Origin of the sequence: Ureaplasma diversum NCTC 246, assembly GCF_000731915.1 — a bacterium.
Classification (GTDB): Bacteria; Bacillota_I; Bacilli_A; order Mycoplasmatales; family Mycoplasmoidaceae; genus Ureaplasma; species Ureaplasma diversum.
Genome location: NZ_JFDP01000006.1, coordinates 1 through 24,600, shown reverse-complemented (window position 1 = coordinate 24,600; position 24,600 = coordinate 1). Strand labels below are relative to the sequence as shown.

General features: G+C 27.5%; 20 protein-coding genes. 8 read left to right on the top strand and 12 right to left on the bottom strand.

Going from position 1 to position 24,600, the window contains the following annotated elements:
• The 7 genes from lon to UDIV_RS00415 all read right to left on the bottom strand — a co-directional run.
• Window positions 1-2,233 (bottom strand): endopeptidase La (gene lon / locus UDIV_RS00445; protein ID WP_038101667.1); only part of this gene is annotated, 2,233 nt, incomplete at its 3' end.
• A 274-nt stretch (window positions 2,234-2,507) separates the two neighbouring features.
• Window positions 2,508-3,923 (bottom strand): trigger factor, encoded by a 1,416-nt coding sequence (tig, locus tag UDIV_RS00440; protein ID WP_051749358.1) that lies wholly within the window; start codon window positions 3,921-3,923, stop codon window positions 2,508-2,510.
• A 91-nt stretch (window positions 3,924-4,014) separates the two neighbouring features.
• Window positions 4,015-5,211, bottom strand: coding sequence for an SMC-Scp complex subunit ScpB, long form (locus UDIV_RS00435; protein WP_038101665.1), 1,197 nt, complete (start codon window positions 5,209-5,211; stop codon window positions 4,015-4,017).
• Window positions 5,204-6,100, bottom strand: a complete 897-nt coding sequence (locus UDIV_RS00430) for a segregation and condensation protein A (RefSeq protein WP_038101663.1) — start codon at window positions 6,098-6,100, stop codon at window positions 5,204-5,206. The genes UDIV_RS00435 and UDIV_RS00430 overlap by 8 nt, the downstream gene beginning before the upstream one ends.
• Before the next feature lie 14 nt (window positions 6,101-6,114).
• Window positions 6,115-6,924, bottom strand: coding sequence for a lysophospholipid acyltransferase family protein (locus UDIV_RS00425; protein ID WP_038101655.1), 810 nt, complete (start codon window positions 6,922-6,924; stop codon window positions 6,115-6,117).
• A gap of 107 nt (window positions 6,925-7,031) precedes the next feature.
• Window positions 7,032-8,711: a hypothetical protein gene (locus UDIV_RS00420; protein ID WP_038101653.1), complete on the bottom strand. Its 1,680-nt coding sequence runs from the start codon at window positions 8,709-8,711 to the stop codon at window positions 7,032-7,034.
• Window positions 8,712-8,757: 46 nt separating this feature from the next.
• Window positions 8,758-9,258 carry a Holliday junction resolvase RecU gene (locus UDIV_RS00415; RefSeq protein ID WP_038101651.1) on the bottom strand — a complete coding sequence of 167 codons (501 nt, stop codon included), beginning with the start codon at window positions 9,256-9,258 and terminating at the stop codon, window positions 8,758-8,760.
• Window positions 9,259-9,404: 146 nt separating this feature from the next.
• Between UDIV_RS00415 and efp the strand changes: the two genes are divergently transcribed.
• The 8 genes from efp (at window position 9,405) to UDIV_RS00375 (ending at window position 17,073) form a co-directional block, all read left to right on the top strand.
• Window positions 9,405-9,971: an elongation factor P gene (efp, locus tag UDIV_RS00410; RefSeq protein WP_038101649.1), complete on the top strand. Its 567-nt coding sequence runs from the start codon at window positions 9,405-9,407 to the stop codon at window positions 9,969-9,971.
• Between the two features lie 2 nt (window positions 9,972-9,973).
• Window positions 9,974-10,276, top strand: coding sequence for a hypothetical protein (locus UDIV_RS00405; protein ID WP_038101646.1), 303 nt, complete (start codon window positions 9,974-9,976; stop codon window positions 10,274-10,276).
• The gene (locus UDIV_RS00400) at window positions 10,277-10,660 is read left to right on the top strand and encodes a transcription antitermination protein NusB (protein ID WP_038101643.1); all 384 of its coding nucleotides are present in this window, start codon (window positions 10,277-10,279) and stop codon (window positions 10,658-10,660) included. It begins immediately after the preceding gene.
• A complete protein-coding gene (locus UDIV_RS00395; protein WP_038101640.1) occupies window positions 10,660-11,364 on the top strand; it encodes an RsmE family RNA methyltransferase in 705 nt (234 codons plus the stop codon). The genes UDIV_RS00400 and UDIV_RS00395 overlap by 1 nt, the downstream gene beginning before the upstream one ends.
• Window positions 11,365-11,375: 11 nt before the next feature.
• The gene (locus tag UDIV_RS00390; protein WP_038101637.1) at window positions 11,376-12,383 is read left to right on the top strand and encodes a hypothetical protein; all 1,008 of its coding nucleotides are present in this window, start codon (window positions 11,376-11,378) and stop codon (window positions 12,381-12,383) included.
• A gap of 186 nt (window positions 12,384-12,569) precedes the next feature.
• Window positions 12,570-13,418: a hypothetical protein gene (locus UDIV_RS00385; protein ID WP_038101635.1), complete on the top strand. Its 849-nt coding sequence runs from the start codon at window positions 12,570-12,572 to the stop codon at window positions 13,416-13,418.
• Window positions 13,419-13,516: 98 nt separating this feature from the next.
• A complete protein-coding gene (locus UDIV_RS00380; RefSeq protein ID WP_038101632.1) occupies window positions 13,517-15,226 on the top strand; it encodes a hypothetical protein in 1,710 nt (569 codons plus the stop codon).
• Window positions 15,181-17,073, top strand: a complete 1,893-nt coding sequence (locus UDIV_RS00375) for an MGA_1079 family surface serine endopeptidase (RefSeq protein WP_038101629.1) — start codon at window positions 15,181-15,183, stop codon at window positions 17,071-17,073. The genes UDIV_RS00380 and UDIV_RS00375 overlap by 46 nt, the downstream gene beginning before the upstream one ends.
• Window positions 17,074-17,159: 86 nt before the next feature.
• Here UDIV_RS00375 and mip read toward each other — a convergent pair whose 3' ends face one another.
• The 5 genes from mip to UDIV_RS00350 form a co-directional block, all read right to left on the bottom strand.
• A complete protein-coding gene (gene mip, locus UDIV_RS00370; RefSeq protein WP_051749356.1) occupies window positions 17,160-19,559 on the bottom strand; it encodes an Ig-specific serine endopeptidase MIP in 2,400 nt (799 codons plus the stop codon).
• Window positions 19,560-19,596: 37 nt separating this feature from the next.
• On the bottom strand, window positions 19,597-22,083 hold the full coding sequence (locus UDIV_RS00365) for a putative immunoglobulin-blocking virulence protein (protein ID WP_038101626.1): 2,487 nt from the start codon (window positions 22,081-22,083) through the stop codon (window positions 19,597-19,599).
• A gap of 272 nt (window positions 22,084-22,355) precedes the next feature.
• A complete protein-coding gene (locus UDIV_RS00360; RefSeq protein WP_038101623.1) occupies window positions 22,356-23,405 on the bottom strand; it encodes a hypothetical protein in 1,050 nt (349 codons plus the stop codon).
• A 34-nt stretch (window positions 23,406-23,439) separates the two neighbouring features.
• Window positions 23,440-23,679, bottom strand: a complete 240-nt coding sequence (locus UDIV_RS00355) for a Vmc-like lipoprotein signal peptide domain-containing protein (protein WP_156021853.1) — start codon at window positions 23,677-23,679, stop codon at window positions 23,440-23,442.
• 654 nt (window positions 23,680-24,333) lie between these two features.
• On the bottom strand, window positions 24,334-24,600 hold a 267-nt coding region (locus UDIV_RS00350; protein ID WP_038101618.1), incomplete at its 5' end, for a GA module-containing protein.

Below are 24,600 nucleotides of genomic sequence, written 5' to 3'. Positions count from 1 at the left end.
CTTTTACTCCACCAATAATACCAACTAAACCACGTAACATGATTTCTCCAGTCATAGAGATTTTAGTATCAACTGGTCGGTTTGTTAATGCACTAATAATTGCTGTTGTAATAGCAATCCCTGCTGATGGTCCATCTTTAGGAATTCCACCTTGTGGAACGTGAACATGAATATCAATATCTTTAAAGTTAATTAAATCTTTATCAATACCATATTTATCAGCATTTGCTCTAACAAAACCTAAAGCAACATTAACTGATTCGTTCATTGTTTTTTCAAGGTTACCAGTAATTACAACATTACCCCCCTTACCATTAGAAGAGTAGTTAACTTCGATTGGTAATAAATCGCCCCCAGCTGATGTATATGCCATTCCATTAACAATTCCAGGAATTGCAATTTCATCTTTATGAGTGTAATCGAATTTGATTTTACCTAGATATTCTTTAAGTTTTTCAACTGTTAAAACGATTGGTTTAAATTTATCTTTGTTGTGAAATAATTGTTCAACAATGTATTTACGAACAACGTGACTAATTTGACGATCTAGTTCACGTACTCCAGCTTCTTTTGTATAGTGATTAATAATAAAATCAATAACTTCATCACTAAACACTAACATATTTGCATCTAATTTAACATCAGCTAATCGTTTTGGAATTAAGTGTGTTTTAGCAATTTCTCGTTTTTCAATTGCTGTATAACTTGATAGTTCAATAATTTCTAAACGATCAATTAAAGCATATGGAATTTGTTGGTAGTAGTTTGCTGTTGCAACAAACATTACTTTACTTAAATCATATTCTTCTTCAATGAAGTGATCTGAGAATCGTTTGTTTTGTTCTGGATCTAAAACTTCAAGCATAGCTGAAGCTGGATCACCTTTATGATCAGATCCCATCTTATCAATTTCATCTAATAAAAATAATGGGTTAACAACCCCAGCTTTTTTCATTCCTTTAATGATTCGTCCTGGCATTGCTCCAACATAAGTTTTACGGTGTCCACGTATTTCTGATTCGTCTTTTACCCCACCTAAACTTACTTTTACAAATGGTTTATCTAAAGCTTCAGCAATTGATGATACAAGTGAAGTTTTACCAACCCCTGGAGGTCCAACTAAACAAATAATCGGAGCTTTGATGTTGTTGTTACGAACTCTTAAACTAATGTATTCAAGAATTCTCTCTTTCACTTTTTCAATACCGTAGTGGTTTGAATCCAATACTTTTTTAACTTTTTCTAAATCAGTATTATCAGTTGATTCTTCAGATCAAGGTAAATCTAGGATTCAGTCTAAATAAGCTTTGATTACAGAAGATTCATTACTTGACATTGCTGATTCAAAACGTGAAATTTCAGTTAAAGCTTTTTCTTTAACTTCTGCTGGCATTTTCTTGCTCTCTAGTTTTTTACGCATCTTATCAGCTTCATCTTCGCGAGAGCTAAGTTCACCAAGTTGTTCACGAACTGTTTTTAGTTTTTCACGTAAAAAGAATTCACGTTGTTGTTTTTGCATTGCTTCATTCATTAAAGCATTAATATCATCATCAACTTTACGCTTAATCGCTTCTTTATCAGCTAATAAATCAAATAACTTAGAACGAATAACTTTTGCAGCATTAACTCGACTTGATTGGTTAATGATTTCATAACGATATTTAGCTGATTTTTCTTCAAAGTTGATCATATCGTCCTTAGTTTGACGAATTGCAACAATATACTTTGCAGCTACTAAATAAGGGAATTGATCTTTTTCAAAACGAAGGAGATCAATTAAATTAGGGATAACGATGTCTTTTGAATAAGCACGATTATTAACGATGTCAAAAATTTCTGAATTAATACGATCTAATAAAGTTAAATCTTTAGATGATAAAGTTTCATTACCAATTAAATCATAATATTCATATTCAATCTCACTAATTTTATGACTATCAGCTAAAATTCCAACTGGTTTGATTCCTCTAACAACAATCTTATAACCATCTTCATCATCACCAATCATTGAAACAATTTCAACAAGCGTACCGACATCATAAACATCACGGAATAAATGGACTTCATCTTGATCATAATTACGTTGTGTAATCATAATTAATTGACGATCAGTTGATTTCATTACCAATTTAATTGCTTCAATAGACTTAGGACGACCAACATCTACTTCAACTTCTTCATATGGTAAAACTGTAATTCCACGTGTTATTAAAATTGGTTTTAGTTCGCTCATATACGACCTCCCTTATTATGATTGGTTATTATATAATAAATAACTCATTGTCCTTTATAATCTGAGTAGATTATTATGGATATAGCATAAATTATAACATAAATAATTAGCAAATAGCATAAAAGAGTGCTAATTGTAATCACTGTTTTATGTATTAATTGATAACTAATTATGATATGTTTAATTTTATTAATATTTAAAATAGAAACTTGGATAAAAAAATATCAAGCACTTAATGGTGTTTGATATTTAAAGCTTAATATTTACTAACCTATTATTTTTTTGCTTTTGGTTTTGGTTTAGCAGCAGCTTTTTTAGCTGGCTTAGTTGCTTTTTCTTCTTTAGCTTCAGTTTCTTCTTCAGCTGGTTTGTTGTTTTTATTTAATTCAATAATAAAGTCCATTACTTTTCGGTGAGTAGTGAATTCTTTTACTAATTCTAAGTTTTCAGCTAAGTACTTATTAGTTAATTCTTGATCACCTGCGTAGTATTGAGCCATTTCTAAAGTTTTTTCTTTAGCTTCTTCATCAGAAACTTCAATGTTTTGTTCATCAGCAATCTTGCTAATTACTAAAGCTAATTTAATTGTATCTTTAGCTTGTTCATATAAACCAGCACGGAATTCTTCTTCAGATTTGTTTGTGATTTCTAGATATTTCTTTAAATCTACACCCATTTCATTTAAACGGATCTTAATTTGTTGTTCAAGTGTTGTGAATTCTCGATCAAGTAATGTTTGTGGAATTTCTGTAATTGTTGAACGGCTAAGTAATGCGCTTGTAATTTGTTGTGTAGCCATTTCATTGTAGTTTTCTTTTTTAGCTTTTAGAATTAAATCGCTAATTCTTGCTTTAAGTTGATCATAAGTTTCAACATCTTTTAAATTAAGTTGTTTAGCAAAATCATCATCAAGAGCAGGAACAACAACAGTAGAGATCTTACTGATCTTAACATCAAAAACAACAGGCTTGTTTGCTAATGATTCAACATGGTAGTCTTTAGGGAATACTAAATCTAATGATTTTTCTTCACCTTTTTTAAGTCCAAGCATTTGTTCTTCAAAACCAGGAATAAATTGGTTTGAACCAATTTCAAGATCAAAACTTTCAGCAGCTCCACCTTCAAATGGTTGATTATCGATCTTACCAAAGAAACTAAAAGTTGCAATATCCCCTTTTTCAATAACTGCATTTTCAACTTTTTCTACAGTTTTTGATAATCGTTTTTGAGCATGAGTAATTTCATTTTCAATTTCAGTTTCAGATACAGCTAAGTTAGGTAAATACAAAACTAAATCATCATATTTAGAAATTGTCACACTTGGGTAGATATCATAACTAACGCTAAAAATTGGGTTTTGCGGATCATCAATATTTTCTAAAGCGAATGATGGAACATCGATTGTTTCTGAATCATCATCTTTGAATTCTGAAGTTTGTTCAACAAATTTAATTACATCTGGAGCAATTAATTTAACAGCACTTTTATAAACTTCAATATTATCAACATATTTCTTAGCTTCAGTAAGTGGTACTTTACCTTTTCTAAACCCAGGTAATTTTAGTTTTTGAGCAACTTTTTTAGCAACATTATCAAACGCTTTATCACTTGCTTCTTTTCATTCCTGCTCTGTTGCTTGAACAAGAAAAATAATTTTAGATAGTAGTTGATTCTTTTCTATTAATTTCATTTATTATCACCAAATGCTTATTCTTCGCACATAATTTATATTTTATCATTAAAGTAAAACTAGATTAATTAATATTTGTATTAAGCTAGATTTATTCTTCTAAAGGATTGAAATCTTTGATTTCTTTATTTAATTTAGGTAAGTCTGCAACTGTTCTAATTCCAAACATATCATAAAACTTTTGTGTTACAACATATAAAATTGGATGACCAGGTGTTTTAGCGTGTCCTGCTTCAACAATTAAACCTAATTTGATTAAAGAATCGATTGCAGGTTTAGGATCTTTATCACGAATTGATTCAATAAATCCACGAGTTGTTGGTTGGTTGTAAGCAATAATTGTAAGAGTTTCAAGTAGTCTTTGATTAAGTGGACTTTTTTGAGTTGATGTTACAAACCGACCAAGAGCTTCTTTGTTTTTTGATTGTGTAATAATTTTAAACTTCTCACCAAATTGAACCAATAATACCCCTGATTCTTGTTGATCGTAATCTTTTTGTAATTCATTAAGAATTAGTTTGATTTGATTTGATTCAAGTTGAGTTGTTCTTTTTAAATCGTGCATTGAAGCACCAGTTTCACCAGCTAAATAAAGTGTTGATTCAATTACTGATTTTAAATTAATTAATTCATCAGGATTAAGCTGTTTAATTTCAAAACTGTTTTTAAAACTAACAGGATTGCTTTTTGGTTTAGAAGATGATTGTTTGTATGAATTTTTAAATGTGATTGCTACTTCTTCACTTTGTATATCATCTTCTTGTTGATCATAGTTTAATGCAAACTCTTGTTTTTGTTGATCAAAGTTTTTAGTAGGTTTTAGTTTGTTACGAATAGTATTTTTATCATAATTTTTAGCTGTTTGTTCAATTGTTTTTTGAACTTGTTCAAGCTTTTGTTGCTCAGCTGTATTATTTGCTGCTAAATTCGCTTTATCTCTAGCTACTTTTGAATTTAATAGTTTTAAAAATTCTTCACCTGAGTTTACTTTAACTGAATTATTATCAGTTGCTTCATTAGCTAAAACTGTTGAATCATCTAAATTTTCATTTGTTTGATTTTTAATAACAATTTTACTTTTTTTGTTTCTATTTGTTTTAGATAATGAATATAACTCTTTATCAGTTTCATCATTGAAATCATCAAAATGATTATAAACATCATTATTTAACCCTAGTTGTTGATTATCATCATCTTCATCAATTTTATTTTTTGCATGTAGTGTGTATTTAGATAAATCTTCATCTAATGAAGTTTTTTTATTTTTAAATTTATCATTATTATTCATCACTATCACCTCTTAATTTTTTATTAACAGCTTCACTTAAAAGAGCAGTACTTTCTTGAACTTGTTTAATTAAATCATTATCTTCTATATCAATTTCATTAGATGTGTTTTGATCATTATTAATAACTTCATTATAAGTAATTAAATAATCATTCTCAAGTGCTTGATATGTTAGATTACCATAATTAATTAAAACAAGAATAATTAAAAAAGTAATTGCTAAAAAACGTCTATTTCTGTTAACTGATGGTTGGTCTAAAAAATATTTAATAATTGAACTAGTGTAATCTGGTTGTTTCTTTAAATAATAAATTAAACTACTTCTTATTAAATTAACATCATATTCAACAACTTCTTTTTCATTTATGATCTGTTGTTGTCTTTGTTCATATTCAAAAATAATTTTATCCATTAGTTCTTTTAAGATGTTTGGATTTAAACTATTAGGAAGTGGTTTATAAACAAATTGATCACTATAAAAGGGTTCATAGTCTTGTTGAGGAAGATCGTACATAGTTGATCTAAAATCAAACCTTTGAGATAAGTGTTCAGCTACTTTTTTATAACTATTATATTGGATCAATCGATCAATTAAGTTTTTTCGATCTTCTTCAATTGTTTTAAAATCAACAGGATTTTGGTTTGGTAAAAGATATCGGGTTTTAAGTTCAACTAAATAACTAGCCATTGCTAAGTGGTCAGCTAATATATCAAGATCTGTATTTAGAATTGATTCATTAATGTATGCAACATATTGATCAGCTAAGGTGACAATATCTAGATTATTAATGTCCATTCGTTTTTGTTTAATTAACACACATAAGGTATCAAGTGGACCATTATAATCAATTGTTTTATATTCAAAAATGCTTTTTTTAATTTCTTGCATACTTTATAACCTAACTATTTTTTACTTTTAAGGCTTTTAGTTTGTGTGCTTTTTAGTTCATCATATGTTGATTTAATGTTGTTTTGAACTTGTTTGATCATTTTCTCTTTGTTAATGTTCATATATTTAACAGCATTAATTGGATCTAAGAATTTGATTTCAATTACCTTTTGGTTTCATCATAACTTTTTATATCGTTTGTTATTGTGATCTTTACTATCAAATGAACCTGCTGAGTTTAAGATAGTAAATGGTTGGATTGTTGCTTTTGTACTATAAGCAGCAGTTAATGCTCCGGCTTTAAACTCATTAAATTCATCACTAAAGTTACGTGTTCCTTCAGGGAAAATAACAAGTCCTCGATTAGTATCTTTTAATAATGCTTCTTGATCTGGAATTGTAGTGATAATTTGTCTTAAATTATTACGATCAATATAAACTACATCTAATAAATCAAACAATGGGGCTAAAAAGCTTTTTTTAAGTTCTACTTTAGCTACAAAGCTAATGCATTGCATACTTCTTTTATGTAAAGCTTTTAATAAAACTAGTGCATCCCCATTTGATTTATGATTCCCAACATATAACATTGGTTTATTAGCAATTTTAAAATCAGTGTTATGAACTTCTACTTTAATGTTTTTTAAATATAAAATCCCATTAACGATTCGCATCACTTTGTTATAACGTTCATACAAATCAACGCTATCTTTATCATTTAAATATCGTTTGGCAGTTAATCTAGCTAACCCGATAAGAACTAATAAATAAACTGCAACGAATGGTAATGAAATTGCTCATAGCAAATTTCTAAAAAATTTCATTTAATATCCCTAACTTCGTTGTTGTATACAAAATATTACATTATTTATATTTTAACACTTAGCAAATCATTTTGCTAGTTTAAAAAAATAAGCTTTTTATAGATGTTTTAAGTTAATTTATAAGGTTTTAGTTTTTTAAGCTCAACTAGTGGTTTATAGCTTGTATCAATATGTTTTATATTAACTGGTTTATAATTAACTCCAATCTTATGATCGCCCCTTTTAACTACATCATAAGTTTGAGCAACTAAGAAATTATTTAAATCAAACATATCTAAGGCTTTATTGTTGTAATCAAGTGAGTTGAGAATATAGGTTGATGTAACAATTAAAGAAGTTGTTGGTTGAAAACCTCATAAATAAGTTTTTTGATTTAAAAAACTAAAATCATTTTTGTTATTTAAATGATTATAATAATCAACTAATAATAAGTTTTCAAATGGAATGGTACTTGATAAGATAATGATATTCTCTTCATCAAAGAACCTTCTAATATATCCTTCTTGATCTAAAACATTAAAGATTGGATGTAATTTAAAAATGTGATTAGCATTAGGATATTTCTTTTTGATTTCAGCTACTCATGCTCTTAGTTCTTTGTAAACATGTTCATTGTTTTTAGGATCTTCTTTATAAAAAAGTGATGAACCAACAAAAACTAGATTTGGTTTATTAATATCTATTGTTTTATTTTTAGAAATAATAAAATCAGTTAGTTTTTTATCATTTAAAAAGAAACTTGATTGATATTTATTAATGAATCAAACTCGAGCATCATCAGTTAATAATAATTTATCAGCAACTGATTTAAAGTTTAAATTACTTCTAATGATTGGATATAAATGATCAGAGATTTCACTAAAAGCTGATGTTTTATAAAAATCAGGTTCAATTCCAATATCTACAAACAAATCAGAATTAAACATTGCTGTTAGTAAGCTAATGTTACCTTGCATCTGTTTGTTGTAATAGTTATTAAGTTCTTGATCGCTTTTTAAGTTCTTAATATTAGTTATATGTTGATTAAGTGTTTGTTTATCAAAAGCTATATTTGCTTGTTTAAGGTTTTTGATATGTTTTAAATAATCATAATAACTATATCTAAGTTCAGCATTACCATCTGGAATTAAAACAATCTTATTAGCTTGTTTAATCATTCGTAAAATTGTATATCATTCATTTTGATCAACTAATCGATCAAAAAAGAAATGATGTAAATAGAAGTTATATTTTTGATCTTGATCAAACCAACTTAGATGGTAATCAATTGTTTGTGAACTAAACTCACTAATAATAGGGACTGTTGGTGGATTATCTTTATAAGCTCTAGTATCTTTATAACTATTGTATAAAAACACATTATCATTTGCTAATTGGTTTCAATTAGCTCTTGTTGCTGCTTTGTTTTCGCGTTTATGATTTAAATAATAATCAGAGTGACTAAATTCAGGGTCAGGTACTAAAACAATTGTTTTCTTAGATGCTATTTTATTAGTTTTATTAATAGCTTGTTTAGCATAAATTAAACTAATTTGGTGTAAATACCCAAATGAAGATGATCAATCGTTAACGAAGAAATCAACAGCATTATCATTAGCTGTTTCTTCAATATGTTGTTCATAATCAGATAGTTCACTAATTCTAGTTGGGGTTTGGTTATTTAGTTCTTTTATTGGTTGTTTTTGATTTACATAAGTAGCTAAAATAGGAACTGATATTAAAGCAGGAATAAGTAATGCAGCACATAATCCTGTTATTATTTTTTGTTTTTTAGTTTTAAGAACCATCTCATCCATTCCTTTATTTTAGTATTTATATTTGTATATTATAAAGCTACATCCTTATTAATTGGTTAACTAAATCAGCAAAATCTAAGATGCCAGGTAAGATTAAATGTAATGTAATTGCATTATTTTGAAATCATTCTAAACTGATCTTTTTCTTTTTGTATTGTTGATAATACTTAATTAAGTCATTAATTTTGATTGCAAAATAGTTCTGATAACTAACAAAACCAACTAATACAAAAGCGATTCCTTTATTATTAGCAATTAATTTTAAATGATTAAATTGATGATCTTTAATTTGGTTTAAATCAAAATAATCATTAACTGTTTGTTTAGCTTCAAAGTCAAAATAATATCCTTGATAAAAACCATAATAATCAGCTTGTGATTTAGAAGTTAACTGCCCACTTACTTTATTGTCTTCAATTTTATTGATTTTAACTTTAAGATTTCTTTTAATAAAAAAAGCATTATAAGAGTAATTAAACCGATAGATAGATTGGTTGATTAAGGTTTCAAAGCACATTCCTTTGTTTGCAAAAATCATAATGATATTTTCCTTTAGTTATCTCTACTACTTAATTCGTTAAATAATTACTTTTTTTAATCAACTAGTTTATTATTTTTATTCTAAATATATAATGCTTAATTTTGTATAATTTATATATTGTGTTCTTAACGAGGTAAAGACTAATGGCAACTATTATTCATGCAAAAGATTTAAGACCAGGTCACACTTTTCATTTTAAAAATAACATCTATCAAGTATTAGAAAACTCATTTAACAAAACAGCAATGCGTGAAGGAATTGTTAAATGTAAAGTTAAAAACTTAAGAACTGGGGCAATTACAGTTGAAGTATTAACTGGTGAAAAAGTTGAACAAGCAATGATCGAAAAACTAAAAATGATGTTTAGTTATGATGATGGGGTTGGATATGTGTTTATGGATAATGAAACATATGAACAAATTTCAATTCCTTATGATCAAATTCAATGAGAAAAAAACTTCATTGAAGAAGAAACAGAAGTTTCAATTATGCGTTATGAAAATGAAATCATGGGTGTTTCATTACCAGATCAATTAACAGTAACAATTAAAGAAGCTGAAGAAGCTGTTCAAGGTAACTCTGTACAAATGGCTACAAAGCGTGCTTGATTAAATTCAGGATGAGAATTCCAAGTTCCTCAATTTATTAAATCAAACGAAAAAGTAGTTATTAACTCAGCTGATGGACAGTATGTGGGAAGAGCTAAATAGTAATGAAGAAATTAATTGTAATTAATAATTCAAAGCAAGGTAGCATTAAAATCAGTTGTGATGATTTACAACAATACATCAAACAAAACTTATCTGTCTTCTTAAATGGTTCTTGAGAATTAAATCAATTACAAGTTAGCTTAGCTGATGATAATGAATTAGATATTAATGTCATGATTAAACCAAAACAAAACCAATTAATTGATTTAGCAGAAATTAGAAATATCCAAAACCATCTATCAGCTTTTATTCATTCTAATTTAGGAATTTATACTAAACGTATTAGTTTAGGGGCTGATTTATAGATGCGTACACAATGACAAAAAAGGGTTAAGTTATTTCAATTTAGTTACGCTTTTTTACAAAACAAAAATGATACATTAAAAATGGTTGAAAATGCTTTATTACATTTTGATTTTAGTGATGAATGATTAAAAGCTGCTGAGTATGTTATTGCAGAATGTGATCAAATCATTAACTTAATTAAACCATTCTTAAATACTAACTGATCATGAGAACGTTTATCATTAGTTGATCGATCATTATTAATTGCTGCTTATGCGGAATCAATCATTATTAAAACACCAAAAGATGTTTTAATTGATCAAACAATTATTACTGCTAAAAACTTTGGTGATGCTATTTCATTTCAATATATTAATGCTATTTTAGATCGTTTAATTAAATAATGCAAACTTACTTTGTTAATAAAATTAAAAACAAGCGTGTTTATTTAGAGACAGAAGATAAACATCATATAGTTAATGTGATGCGAATGAAAGTTGGATCACAAATTAATGTTGTTTACAATAACCAAAAATATTTAGCTGAAATCATTAATCTTGATCCACTTCAAGTTAACACTATTTCCTTTTTAAATACTAATAGTGAATTAAATAAAGAAATTAGTTTATTTCAAGCAAGTATTAAACCTTCTAATTTTGAATGAAGTGTACAAAAAGCAACAGAGCTTGGTATTGTTAACTTTTATCAATTAATAACTAAGTATGTTAATGATTCACAATTAATTAAAACTAATCGAGTCTTAAAAATCATTAAAGAAGCAAGTGAACAATCAGCTAGAACTAATTTAATGAATTATTATGAACAAACTAGTTTTAGCCAATTGATTAAAATAGCATCTGATTTTGATTTAATCATTGTTGCTTATGAGAATGAACAAGTTAACTATTTTAATGATTATTTAACAAATATTAAAATAGCTACTAAAATCGCTTGTGTAGTTGGACCACAAGGTGGTTTTGCTATAGAAGAAATAGATGAACTTAAACAATTAACAAACACAATATTTATTAAATTAACAAAAACGATTTTACGATCTGAAACTGCTAGTTTATATTTATTAGCTAATCTGATTAATACTTGTATTTAGAAAGGAGTAGTATGCAACAACGCTTAGTTAATTATCTAATTGTTTTAGTTGGAATTTTAGGAGTTGTTAGTATTGCTGTTGGTTTTGGTGTTTGATATAACCAATTCAAACCTTACATTGATATTAACAACTTAGAACAATTACAAACAAATGATATAGAAAAATTATTTAATCATAATAATGGGTATTTTATTGAAAGCTTAAAACCTTTTAATGAATACTCACTTGCTGGATATATTGTTCCTATTGTCTTATTAATGTTAAGTGCAGGAATTATTGTTGGATATTATTTTGCAAATAAAAAAATCAAAGCTAAATTAGAATATCCAATAAGCCCTAAGTTCTTAAAACATAATATGTTTACTACAATGTATTTAGCATCTGGTTTTGCTTTAGCTGCTTTTATGCTCTCTTATATTGGTATTGGAGTAGATTTTGCAAGTAGTGATACTGTAGCAAATGCTATTGCTCCATCTAGTTTTAATGCCTATAAAACAGATCAAGTATTTATAGCTTATCATACTAATTTAGTAGCTGCATTTAATGCAAAGAAAAATATGTATATTGCTTTATTTGTAGTTGTTATTTTATTTGCTACTATTGTTGTTGGATTTATGAATTTCTATTCACTTAAGATTTCATTAGAACAATCAACAAAAGCAAGTATAGCTAAATTAGAACAAGAAAAAGATGATCCTAGAAGTGAGTACTATTTAAATAATCTTAACGAGATTATGAACCAATATGATCATTTTGTAATAACTCAAAAACAATCTTTATCTAGTTATTTATTTGATAATATTACAGCAAAAGAAGATGAACTAATAGAAGCTGATCAAAAGAAATTTGTTGATTTAACAATTGAAGAAAAATTAGCTTATCGAAACAAAGCAACAGAACTTGTATTAGCTACACACCAAACGAACACAAAAGAACAAGAAGAGTTTAATCGGAAGATTGAACAAAAAGAAGATGATAAGAACAAGCCATTTAGTTCTGTTTCATCAGGTAGTTTTTAAATAAATTTATTAATATTGATCCCCCTAAAACTAGTGGGATTTTTGTTTGTCTATAATTAAAAGAATAAGTGTTAAAATGTTCAAACTAATTTAATTTTAGCTATTAAAATAATGGTTTATAATTAGTTATCAATTGTTAATTGATTAGTAAATGTGTTATTTAACATATTAATTTAAGGTAATAATATGACTAAGAAAAAAGTAGTTTATAGTTTAATTGCTGGGTTAGTAGTAGCTTCAGTTCCTACTTCTATTTTAATTACATGTTCAAAAGAAGATTCTAAACCAATACAAGAAGTTGATAAGAAGCAACAAACAAAACAATTAAATAAAAGTAATGATGCTAATAAACAAAAAATTAGACAACAAATTGATGCATTCATTAAACTTCTAAAACAAGTTGATTTAGCTAAAATATCAAACAATCAAAGACAACAACTAAAACCAAAAATTGGCGACTTACTAAAATCAGAAAACTTATCTAAACTCAATGATCCAACTTTTTTAGATTCTTATTACATCAAAGTGATAGAGTTGCAATCATTCATTAAAAATCAACTTCATTTAGATTTAGAGAAGTTAATTAAGACAACCAACAACAACAACAACAACAACAACAACAACAACAACTCTAAAGAAGATAAAGATAAAAAAGATAAAAAAGATAACACTACCAACAAAACAAACAAAGTAAATAATCCTAATCAATTAAACAATGAAAACAAAGAAAACAAACAATTAGAATCAATTAACAAAAACCAAACAACCCCAGAATCTAAACCAATTAATAAAGACAACTTAAAACAACAATCAAACACTAATCCTAACTATGTTAAATTAAATGCAACTATAAAAGAGATTAAAGACAATATTGTAAAAAATAAATATGGTGGAAACAAAGCTTTTGCTTTTTATAAAATCTTATTAACAAACAATAATATCATTTCTGATCGCTATCTTCTGATCAACAAATTAATCAACTTAATAAAGAAATTAGTGAATGAGAGAAAACAACTAATGATAGTTCAAGTTTAAATTCTGTATTTACTAATCACGTTAACAACCAATTTAATGCAAATAATATAGTTGATGAGAATCTTAAAAAATGAGAAGCTTTAGATTTAAAAAGGTTTATGAAAGTAACATCTTTAAATAATCAAACAGCTTCTATATTACTTAAAAATTTAAACACCCTAGACTTAGATTTTAAAGTTGATAACATTAAACTAAACAATGATTATAGTGAATCAATCATTACATATAAAATTACTCATAAAATAAACGAATCATTAACATCATCAAAAACTATTAACTTTAAATTAGAATATTCACAAGTTGTTGAACAAATTAATAAATTACAAGCAATTAGTGAATTAGATCAGATTTTTGATGTTGATTATTATGAACTATCTCGTTTAAAGGCTGATGAATTTAAAACAGCTTTTGATCTTGATAAAGTAAATAAACCACAAGAGTTTGTTTTTTATAGTGATCAAAAACACCCGTTTGTTTCAAGAAAGCATAAATATTTACAAGAGAGTTTTGAATACAAAATTAAAGCTATACCAGAATATAAAGATCAAAAACTAGTAGCAACTGTTCAATTCTTATTTAATGGTAATGTGTTGTTTGAAAAAGAATTAACTACTAAACAAACTTTTGATTTCTTAAAAGCTGATAATCCAGATGAAATTGATTATAAAAAAGCAGAAGACATAATTAAATCAAAAATTGAAATCTTATTAAGAATCTTTCTTAAACGAAATTCAAAAATAACTCATAGTGATATTTATCCAGATCAAGCTATTGAAAAATTAGAGGAGTTATATGATTTACCAACCTTTGGTAAATATAGAATTGCTCCTAAAAGTATTGTTAAGGCTTATGATGCTGGTGATCAATTTGGTGGAGCTGCTGAAATCCAATGATCGATTCAACAAAAAGATGAAAATAGTGAATATAAATGAGTTGATACAGCAACTAAAATAACTCATAAAATTGAACACTTCAAAAGATATCAATACGAAGATTTTATCAAACCAAAAAATAATGAGTTTTTTGTAGCTAATGATTTTAAATCAGATAATCAATTAGACCAAATAATTATAGAAGCTGCCAATCAACTAAATGAAGCAGACATTGATTTTAGAAAAGTACAAGGAAGAGCAGTAAATGAAAAGAGCTTTACTCTTTACAGAAATCTAAACATCAAAAAGTTGCTTGCCCAAAAAGCAAGTATTAAAGCTAATTATTTTTTAAGATTAAAATGGAGATACGAAAAAACCACATTATCAACTAGTGATAACCAAAAACCTGGTGAATATATTGATCAATACCAAAGTTCAACACCACCAAACATATCACTATCCAACGCTGACACTAATTATTTAATATCTCAAACATTCTACTATTTCTATGATATAAAAGAATTAGAAGACTATAAGATAAGTTTTAGAATAGGGTTCGTTGACAAAAAAGATAGAACAAAAAGATATAGCCCAAATAAAGTCTTTACTTTAAATAACATAATCAATGATTATGAACAGAATCTATATCCAGAAATAATGTTAAATAATATTACATATGATAATTTATCATTTAACAAGGAACTTCTTGCTTCTAAAACAGCACAAGAATGAAAAAATAATCTGGAAGAACTAAACCAAGCAATAACTTTAAAGAATAGCGAACAAAACAAAGATTTATTAATTGATGATAATTTCATTATTTATAAAGATTTTAAATTAAAAAAGACTATTTTAAAATTGCTGAAGTGAAGCAATATCAAGCTGATAAAATGTTTGTTCGTTTTAAAGTTTTTAATTACAACAAACAATGAATAACTGCTAAAAACTGGTATTTAGTTGGCAACACTAAACAAGATACAAACAATTTAGAAGAAGAATTAAATTGAGATATCAATGATAAATTAAAAACTGTTTATTATGATAATCAACAAGTGAAAAGAATAAGAGAATTAGAACCTCATATTCATGATGCAAGATGAAGCTTAAAACAAAGTAATGAAGCTGTTTGAACAATGAATAATAAATACATCAAACACACATTATTAAGCAAGGATTCAACCAACCGATCTCTTGATTTAGAACTATTCGCTAATATGCTTGTTTTTGATCATAAAAAGGTAGTAAGAGTTATATCTGAAGATAACAAAATAAAAGTTAAAGTTGATTTTGAAAAATTAATTAAAGAGCCATTTAAACACTCTGGCGCTTTCTCTGAAATAGTAGATAACAAACAAATCAATATTAATTATTTATTAACAATAAGTTATGACGAAAATAATAACATTAACTTTAGTTTTAAAATTGATTCACCATATGGTATTAAGTTAGGTTTACCACAAAACCAATATCCTAATGGTGATAGTATGTTTGATCAAAATAGAGCAGTTATTATGCCTTATGTTTCAATGAAAATTAGTATGTCATATACTAACTCAATTCAAAATGAATCTGATTTTGGATTAGGTCAAACCAATTTATATGATTACAATAAAGTTAACACATCAGCTAAAGATGATGTACATTTACTTTATAACGATGCATCATATTATGCAAATAAAACAATCTACAACCCTAACCAAAACGTTTATTGAAAACACCATGATGGTTTCATTCCAGATGTTCAATGAATAAGAGATGATTGAGGAACTACAAATCGAGACTGAGAGTTAATAAATAAGGTAAGAGATAACTCATTTAAATATGTTACAAGAGTTGGTGGTCATGGATCTGGTGGTTTTGTAGCTAAGGTAAATGATGATCCAAGTGACTTAAGCTTATATTACATTTCTAATTATCATGTTGGTAAATTTGCTGCTAACAACAATGCCAATGATAATGGTGTTTATCCAAAGAATTCAAAAGAAGCTCTTGAAATTCATGGTGGTGATTGATTGTGGTTTGGTTTAGCTTTAAATAAATGAGATTCTTGACTATATAATGGTTATAAATTCAACCAATTTGATAACACAACACCATTACAATTTACTGATAGTAGAGAAAAAGAAAAATGAACTAAATTACTTTATGTTGGAAATAATAGATCAAGTAATTATAACCATAGTTCAGTAAACGAATTAGTTAATAAACAAGGAAATGCATCAAACTCATCTTATGATATTCAACTAACTCATAGTACTTATGATGAAGCTTTAATGGATGCTAAAATGAATTTTAAATCTGATTTAATTAAAAAGTTTGAAAACCTTTTAAATCAAAAACCAACTAAAATGAACCAATCAATTGATCACTACAATAATGTTGTACCAGTATTAAATCCATTTGCTCATATTGGTTTCCCAAATTGAGGTTTTATGACAGGTTATGTTGATTTTAGACCTAAAATCCTTGATGAAAAATTCTCATTTGAACAATATCCAAACTATTCACCAATGAAATTTGGACAAGGAAACTCAGGAACAGCTGTTTGAGCAGGTGATGGTGATTATGTAGCAACATGACGGGGTGGAAATAGGGGTAGTGAAAGTTTTGGTTATTTTTATGATAATCAAACCAATAACTTCTTTGGTATTAATTGAGAAAATGAAAATCCAATTGATTCTAAATCATTTAAAAACTCTGTAGGACATATGATTTTAAGACAAGCTTTAAATCATCCATTTAAATATTCTGTTCCTTGATTTTATAAAGCAATTAAGAAATAGTATTTTGATTGAATAGTTAATAAAAAACATTAGGTTTCTTGTGTGATAACCTAATGTTTTTTTAACTTTATTTAAATGATTATTAATTAGTTGTTTGATGATGATGATGATGATGATGATGATGATGATGGCTTGGCAAGTTCAGTAAATTTAAATTCTTGATATTCATGATCTACACCTTCAGGGAATAAAGCTGTTTTCATATTACTATTTGGATACATCGCTTTTAATGCATCTTTAAATGATCCATATTTATCTTTTTTCTGATCTTGTCCGCCACCATAAATTAAATCATATTGCGGAAGATTGTAATCACCATATAAACCGTTATAATTAAATCCTTCAGATCTAAATGCTGCTGATAATCCAGTAATTGTATTTAAGAAAGAAGAGTGGAAAATTGAAACAAGTTCATTCTTTTGGTTTCTGATCGAACTACCAGAAGCACCACCTGTTGGTTCGTAGTGACGAGGTAAGTATTGTAATCCCATTTGAATTAATTTGACTGATTTTTCTTTATTTTGGTCATCAGTAACTTTAGTTTCTAGCGGTTCTTTTGTAATAAACGGAACTCCAATAAACGCATCAGATAACCCTGGTTTATCAATAAAGGTTCTTAGGCCAATTTGATAAGACATAATGTTACCACGTTCTAATTCTTCTTTACTAAATGTTGATTCATTAGTTAATTCATTAACAGAAATCTTTTCATAGAATTTTTCATTTTGATTAATTCAAAGACTTCTATGTCATTTAGCAACTAATTTTTGATCGTCATCAACATATTGTTTTAAGAAGTAATCACCAACTGATGATGGATATCCTAAAGCATATAAGAAATCATATTTATCTTTATTAGCATCCTTGCTAAGATCAGCTAAAGGAACATCAATTTTTTTATAATTCTTTAAATATGACTCTTTTAAGAATTTAATTTTCTTTTCTTCAGACTTTTCTGCATAGCCATCTGTCATATGTCTAGCAAATTTTTCTCCGTCTTTTAAATCTTCTCTAGGGAAATTAGAAAGTGGATTTCTACCATAATCTAAAGCATTTTCTTCAACACCACTTAGATCAATTTCAATAACAGCAAAATCTGCATATTCTTTGTAATCTTTATACTTTTGCTTTTGTTCTTCAACTAAGTAATCACTTGGATCTTTATTTAAGAAGTCAACAGCTTTATAAACAACTTTTGGTTTCTTTTTCATTTTTTTCATATCAAATATGAAAGTACTAAAGTTATCATCTAAACCATCAATTCTTAATGTTTTACCAATACCAACATCATTATTTATTCTAGTTAAAGATAAATTTTTAGTTTCATCAGTTAAATCATTAGCAACGTGAATGTTAGTTGCTAAATACCATTTAGTTGGGTATTTACTACCATTCGTTGGTTTTTCATAGTCAAGAATTCAAGCAGTACCACCATTTATAACACTTTTAAGCTCATCATGTGGATGTTCTGGATCTTGATTAGTGAATTTAATGATATAAGTTTGTAATGCTATATCTTTATAAGTTTGGTTGGTTAATGTTCTAGCAAGACCACTTGATCTATAAGCTAGTCTATTGTAATAATCAACTCAACTTGCTTGTTGACCAGGATTATCTTGAATATTTAAACCAGTAACTTTTCCTGTTTCATCATAACTAGGTATAGTTCAAGCTTTAACAGCTTGATTATCATATGTATCTAAGTTAAGTGCTTTTGCTTTTTTATCAAATTCTGCTTTTTGATTTTCTGTAACCTTAACATTTTTGATTACATCAGATAAAGGAGCATCAGCTGGAAGTCCTTGGCTTGTAGCTCGGTATCTTCTTAAACTCTCAACATAAGGGTTATTATCTTTTTCAAATCTCTCTAATTGAGTATATGTAGTTAAATAGTTATTGACCTCACTCTTAGATGGAGCTCTAGCAATATGTTGAATTTGACCTTTAGAGTTAGCATTAGCGGGATTACTTTTTAAGTCATCAATTAATACTGTTTTAGTTACACTAGTACTAGTTGGAATATGCTTAAGTTCAAGAATAATTTTTGCTTTACCTGTACGGAATGAAACATTATTGTTATGTTCATCAAGATCTGGAGCAATATTTGCTACCTTACCTTCAAATTCGTTAGCATAATTACCTTTGATTTCAAACTTAATTGATTCTTGTTCAATTTGATCAAACATTATATCTGATGATTTTAAGTTTGGTCGGTTTGCTAATTGAGTAAATGTAACATTTAAATCATTTGCAGCTTTACTAATTTTAGCTAAATCTTCATTAGATGGTTTATAACCTTCTTTAGATGTATCTTTTGGATCAAGAAGTGGTGTAGTTACTGAGTTAGTTTGAGATTGTTGATTAAGTTGAGGATTATCATCTTTCTTTTCATTATTACATGAAGCAGCTACAGCTGCTGTTGCAGATAAAACAAATACAGAACCAACAATTAATCCTAATCATTTTTTATTAATTACTTTTTTCATATAGCACCTCACTTATATTTTAAGCTATTTGTATTTATTATGTAATTTCTAGATGTTGATCACCAGATACTTTATAACCACGTTCAGTTAGTGATTTAGATAAATTAGCATATTGATTATCAACTCTGATTTCATTGTTTCCGAAATTATCTACTGCTAATTGTTTTAAGATACTTAAGTTTTCAAAACCAGTTGAGTTTAAACCAACTCCGCTAGTATCTGTAATTCTTATATGAGTAGTTGTTTTCCCGTTTGAGAAAAGGATTTTAGTTGGTGGCATTAGCATTGGACTTCGATCCATTACATCAAATTGTGATTCATTTAGTTCAGATGCATCAATTTCAAATTCTGAATTATTATTCTTTAACACTAATCTTCTTAATAATCGTTTACCATTTGCTGGATTCTTCTTATCTTCAAACAATAAACCTCTTAATGATTTAAGACTTGTTCTAGATAAATCTAAACCTGTTGGATAACTATTTCCTTTTTCATTATGATCAGGATTTAGTCCAGAACCCATAGTTTGGAAAATCCCTTCATTGTTACGAACTCAATAAGCCATTCTTAATCCATCGTTAATGTGTCTGTAACGCCGTTTTCAATCGGTTGTGTATTTTGTATCAATATTCTCTTCATCAAAAGCTAAATTATTAAATACAATCCGAGAAGGGTATCTAACTCCTTGTGGAGCATCAACTGGAACATTGTAATCTAAACTGTTTATCCATCTAACATTCATTAAAGCTAATGGGTTAATTGATCATTCTTCAGCCAAAGCATTAGATGTTGTATATAAACTTAATTCTTTAATTAACTTCTTACTTCTTAATGCTAATAATGAAGAAGTATTTTGGTTCTCAAAGAAGATTTCTAATTGATCTAAAGTTTCAGGTAATTCTTTTAAGATATCAATCATCTTTTGATCATTTGATTTCTTACCAACATTCTTAAATCGATAAGAATTAATAGTGATACCGTCATTTTTAAGATCTCTAACTAATTGTCGAGATTTCTCATAAGCTAAATTATCATTAAAATCAAATTCAACTACTAAAGCTTCATTAATACTACCATCACTTTGTTGAGGACGTGTTAATTTATAAACGCCAATTCCTTGAATGTTGTTTATATTATACTTAGTGAATCTAGAATCACCTTTAGCATCTTCTCTTGTTCAACCAGGATAACTTCCTTGAACAATTTGGTCTGGTGTTCTTGTGTATTCAGAATCATAAGGAATAGCACGACGTTCTTTGTTTTGTCTTTTAATTGAATTTACAACTTTATTATAACCAGGTAATGGTGAATAAGCGTTTGAATCGATTTCACCACGTTCGTTAATGTAAAGGTTTCGATCGTCTGGAATATACCCTTTTTTAAGTTGTTCTTCTGCTTCTGGTGAATAAATTTTGAATTTGCTTTCATCTAAGTGAGCAAGCAATTTAACATATCGCATTTGTTCAGCACGTTTAGGAATTTGTGCTTTTCATTTTCTAACTTCGTTTGCGTGCGATTCATCACTAGCATATGGGTGTCGTGGTAGTTCGAATTTTTCAAGCTCTTCTTTGAATTTCTCAACAGTTCATTCTGGATACTTTTCATAACCTTCTGGAGTTAAGAAATCTCTAACTCGATCTGTTTGAAATAAACGAATGAATCTTTCAATTTGTCTTTGTCAATATTGTTCATTCTGACTAATTAATAAAGATAAGTCACCATCTGCTTTTCTTGTTCTAAACTCTTTATTTAGTCCACTTGTTCCTGCACTACCAATAAATTCATTAAAACGACTTTTAGTATGTTTAATTCCTGCTTGTCTAAATTGTTCAGTTACAAACACATGTTCAATGTCTGGTGTAGTATCAGCAATAAATGGATCTGGACCTACTAGTCCTTTGTCGATATCTGATTGGTAGTACTTTCTATTTGGTTTGTCTCGAACAATTACATCAATATCAACACCTTCAAATTGAACTTTTGTTTTTCGCGGAGATGGAATCTTTTGTTCAATAACTGGTTTTTCAGGATCATCTGCTAAAATTGGTTCTTTTGATGTGTCTGGTTTAAAATCAATTTTTGGAGGTTCGATCGGTTTATCAGATTCAATAAGATCAGGGAATTTCTTCTTGATGTCTTCCTCCTCTATCTTTTTGGGTTCAGGTGTTGGTTCAGGAACTGGTTCTGGTTCTTTTTTAGGTTCTTCTTTCGGCTCTTCCTTTGGTTCTGGCTTTATCTCTTCTTTAGGTTTTTCTTCCTTTGGCTTTTCTTCAATAATTTCTTCTTTTGGTTGTTCTGGCTTAGGTTCTGGTTTTTTCTCTTCTTTTTTAGGTTCTTCGATTTCAGGAGGTAAATCGTCAGTTTCTTTTTGTTTCTCATCAACTTTTGTTTTATAAACAATAGTTTTAACATTTGTGTTGTTTTCAAAACCAGTTGCTCCAAAAGCAACCCCTAAAGCTATAGCAGTAGCTGCAATACTAGTTGCAACTGCAATTCCAATTATAATTTTCTGTTTTAATTTCATAAGAATACCTATTATATTAAGCCAATAAATCTTGTGCCAATATCTAATTAAATATATTAATTAACCTTGGAAGACTATTATAACAAAAAATTATTTCATCTAGAAAAAACCTACTTTGGTAAGCTTTTGGTTGTTTGATATTTAATCAAAAATGGGTCTTTTTTGCTAATTTATAAGGATTCAGGTATGGGGAGAATATAAAAAACCGCTTTCTTTTTAGACAAAGTGGCGGTTTTTATTCATGCTTTAATTTTTGATAAATACAAAAAAATCTATGATGTATAGAACTTAAATTTATCTCTTGCATCTTTTAATATTTCATCTATTGTCGAAGTATTCTTAGCTTGATTTATTAATTTAGTAAAATGCTCTTCTTGTAGATCTAATTCGAAAAGTATAGAATTTTTAGCCATTTGTTTAACTTCAGAAATAGCGGCATTTACTTTTGATTCTAATTCCTTCTTTTTAGTTTCAGCTTCTTGTTTCTTTTCATTTAAGTCATTAATGGCTTTCATGAATTTATTTTTATTCAAATCACGATTTGATACTTCTTTATTAATTCTATCTATTTCACTTAAAAAGTTGCCTTTAATTTCACTATATTTATCTTCATTTAAATTTTGTTTAATTCAACTATTAACAACTTCTTTTTGTGATTGATATTTTTTACTTTCTTCTTGAAATTCACTTATTTGTTTTTTGAACCCGTCACTTAAATCATTAATTTCTTTTGTGCTTTTTTGTTCTTTTAATTTTTTTAAGAAATCTGATAATTCCTTGCTATTAAAAATTTCTGGTTGGTTCGCTGCAATTGGAACAAACTGTTCTTTTGTCTCATCCTTTAATTTGTTAATTTCATTTTGTTTTGTGTTCTTTGATTTAGTAGCTTCAGAAATAGCTTTTTCTAATTTATCCTTAGCTTTTAAATATCCATCTTTTGTTTGATTGGCTTTTGTTTTCGCATCAATCTTTGCAGATTCTTGCATTAATTTTTCTTTTATTTCAGCAAAATCTGAACTTTCGTCTAATGATTTAAGAAGAGTGTTTAGTTGTTCTCTTGTTTTATTGTATTCGTTTTTAGCAGATTCAATTTCAGTTGAGTTTTTATCAACTTTATTTCCATTGGTTTGATTTGGATTTTTAGGTGTTGGGTTTTCTTCTGTTTTTGGTTGAGTAGGTGCTTGATTACCGTTTTTTACAACAGGTGGGTTAGCATTTTGCTTTTTAGTACTATTTGCACTAGAGTTGCCTAAGTTATTTTTATTCTCATCAGTTTTTGAACCATTCTTTATTTCATCACCTGATTTTGAGTTTGGTTCCATTGTTGAGTTGTTATGATTATGACTTGTGTTGGGATTATTGTTTGTTTGTTTGTTTGTTTGTTTGTTCGGCTTGTGCCATAGGTTTCATTTTATCTTCTTGTCCAGTCATATCTTTTGGTGTTGAACTTGAAGATTGTTGAGTGTTAGTTTCTTTATTCTTTGATGGATTAGGTGTTTTATCATTACATGCAGCAGCAACTGCTACAATTGATGATCCAATAAGGATCGTGCTTACCATTAAGATAAGACCTTTCTTATTTATAAATTTGCTCATATATTAAAGTACTTTCTAGAATAAAAAATTGACTTATGCACAAAGCAAAAATCTATTAATTATAATACTAGTAAATAAATAACAAGCACATTTTTACCAATAAAAATCAAGTTTTATTTAAAATATTTTTAATAACATCTCAAAATATGCAGCTTAAATACTTAATGATGATTTCTGGTTAAAGTATTAAAAATCTAATGGTGTAGTAGATATGAATTCATTTTAGAAAATTCAAATTATTTAGTTCACCGTTTTATAATTAACAAGTATGTTAAATTAAAAGTATATTTGAACTATATCTCTTTATTTCCATAAAAGAGTTTGGTTGGTTTCTTTTATTGTTTTGCAATAAGATTATTAATGTCTAATAATAAAAAACCTTATGTTTTTAAAAGAGATGCGCCTTTGTTTAAGGTTTTTAAGAAATTATTTTAAATATTTATGACTAAGCATATGTTAAATATTGAAGTTTTGTTGTTCTATCAATAAATTGTATAAATTAATTATATTAACTCACCTTACTTTTAACAGCATTGTATTCTTCCTGTGCTTGAGTTAGTATTTTTTCAACATCGTTTAATGTTTTAGCATTCCCTATTTTTTCATAATATTCAAACGCTTTGTTGAAGAATGTTGGTTCCTCGGTACCAAATTCTAAAACTTTATTTTTTGCTTCTTCTTTTTTTGGTTTAATATTTTACTTTCTTCATTCTTGTTTTCTGCTTCAGCTCTTTTTAGAATTTCATCAACTTTCGCTTCATCAGATACTGATGAAATTTGTTGTTTATATTCTTCTTGTTTTTTAGTATCTAATGAAGAAAATCCACTTATTTTGTTTTTAGCTGTCTCTTTTTGTTGATTCAAAGTTTCGGCTTTTTGATTTTCTTGTTCAGCTTCCTTGAGAATATTCTTGATTTGTTC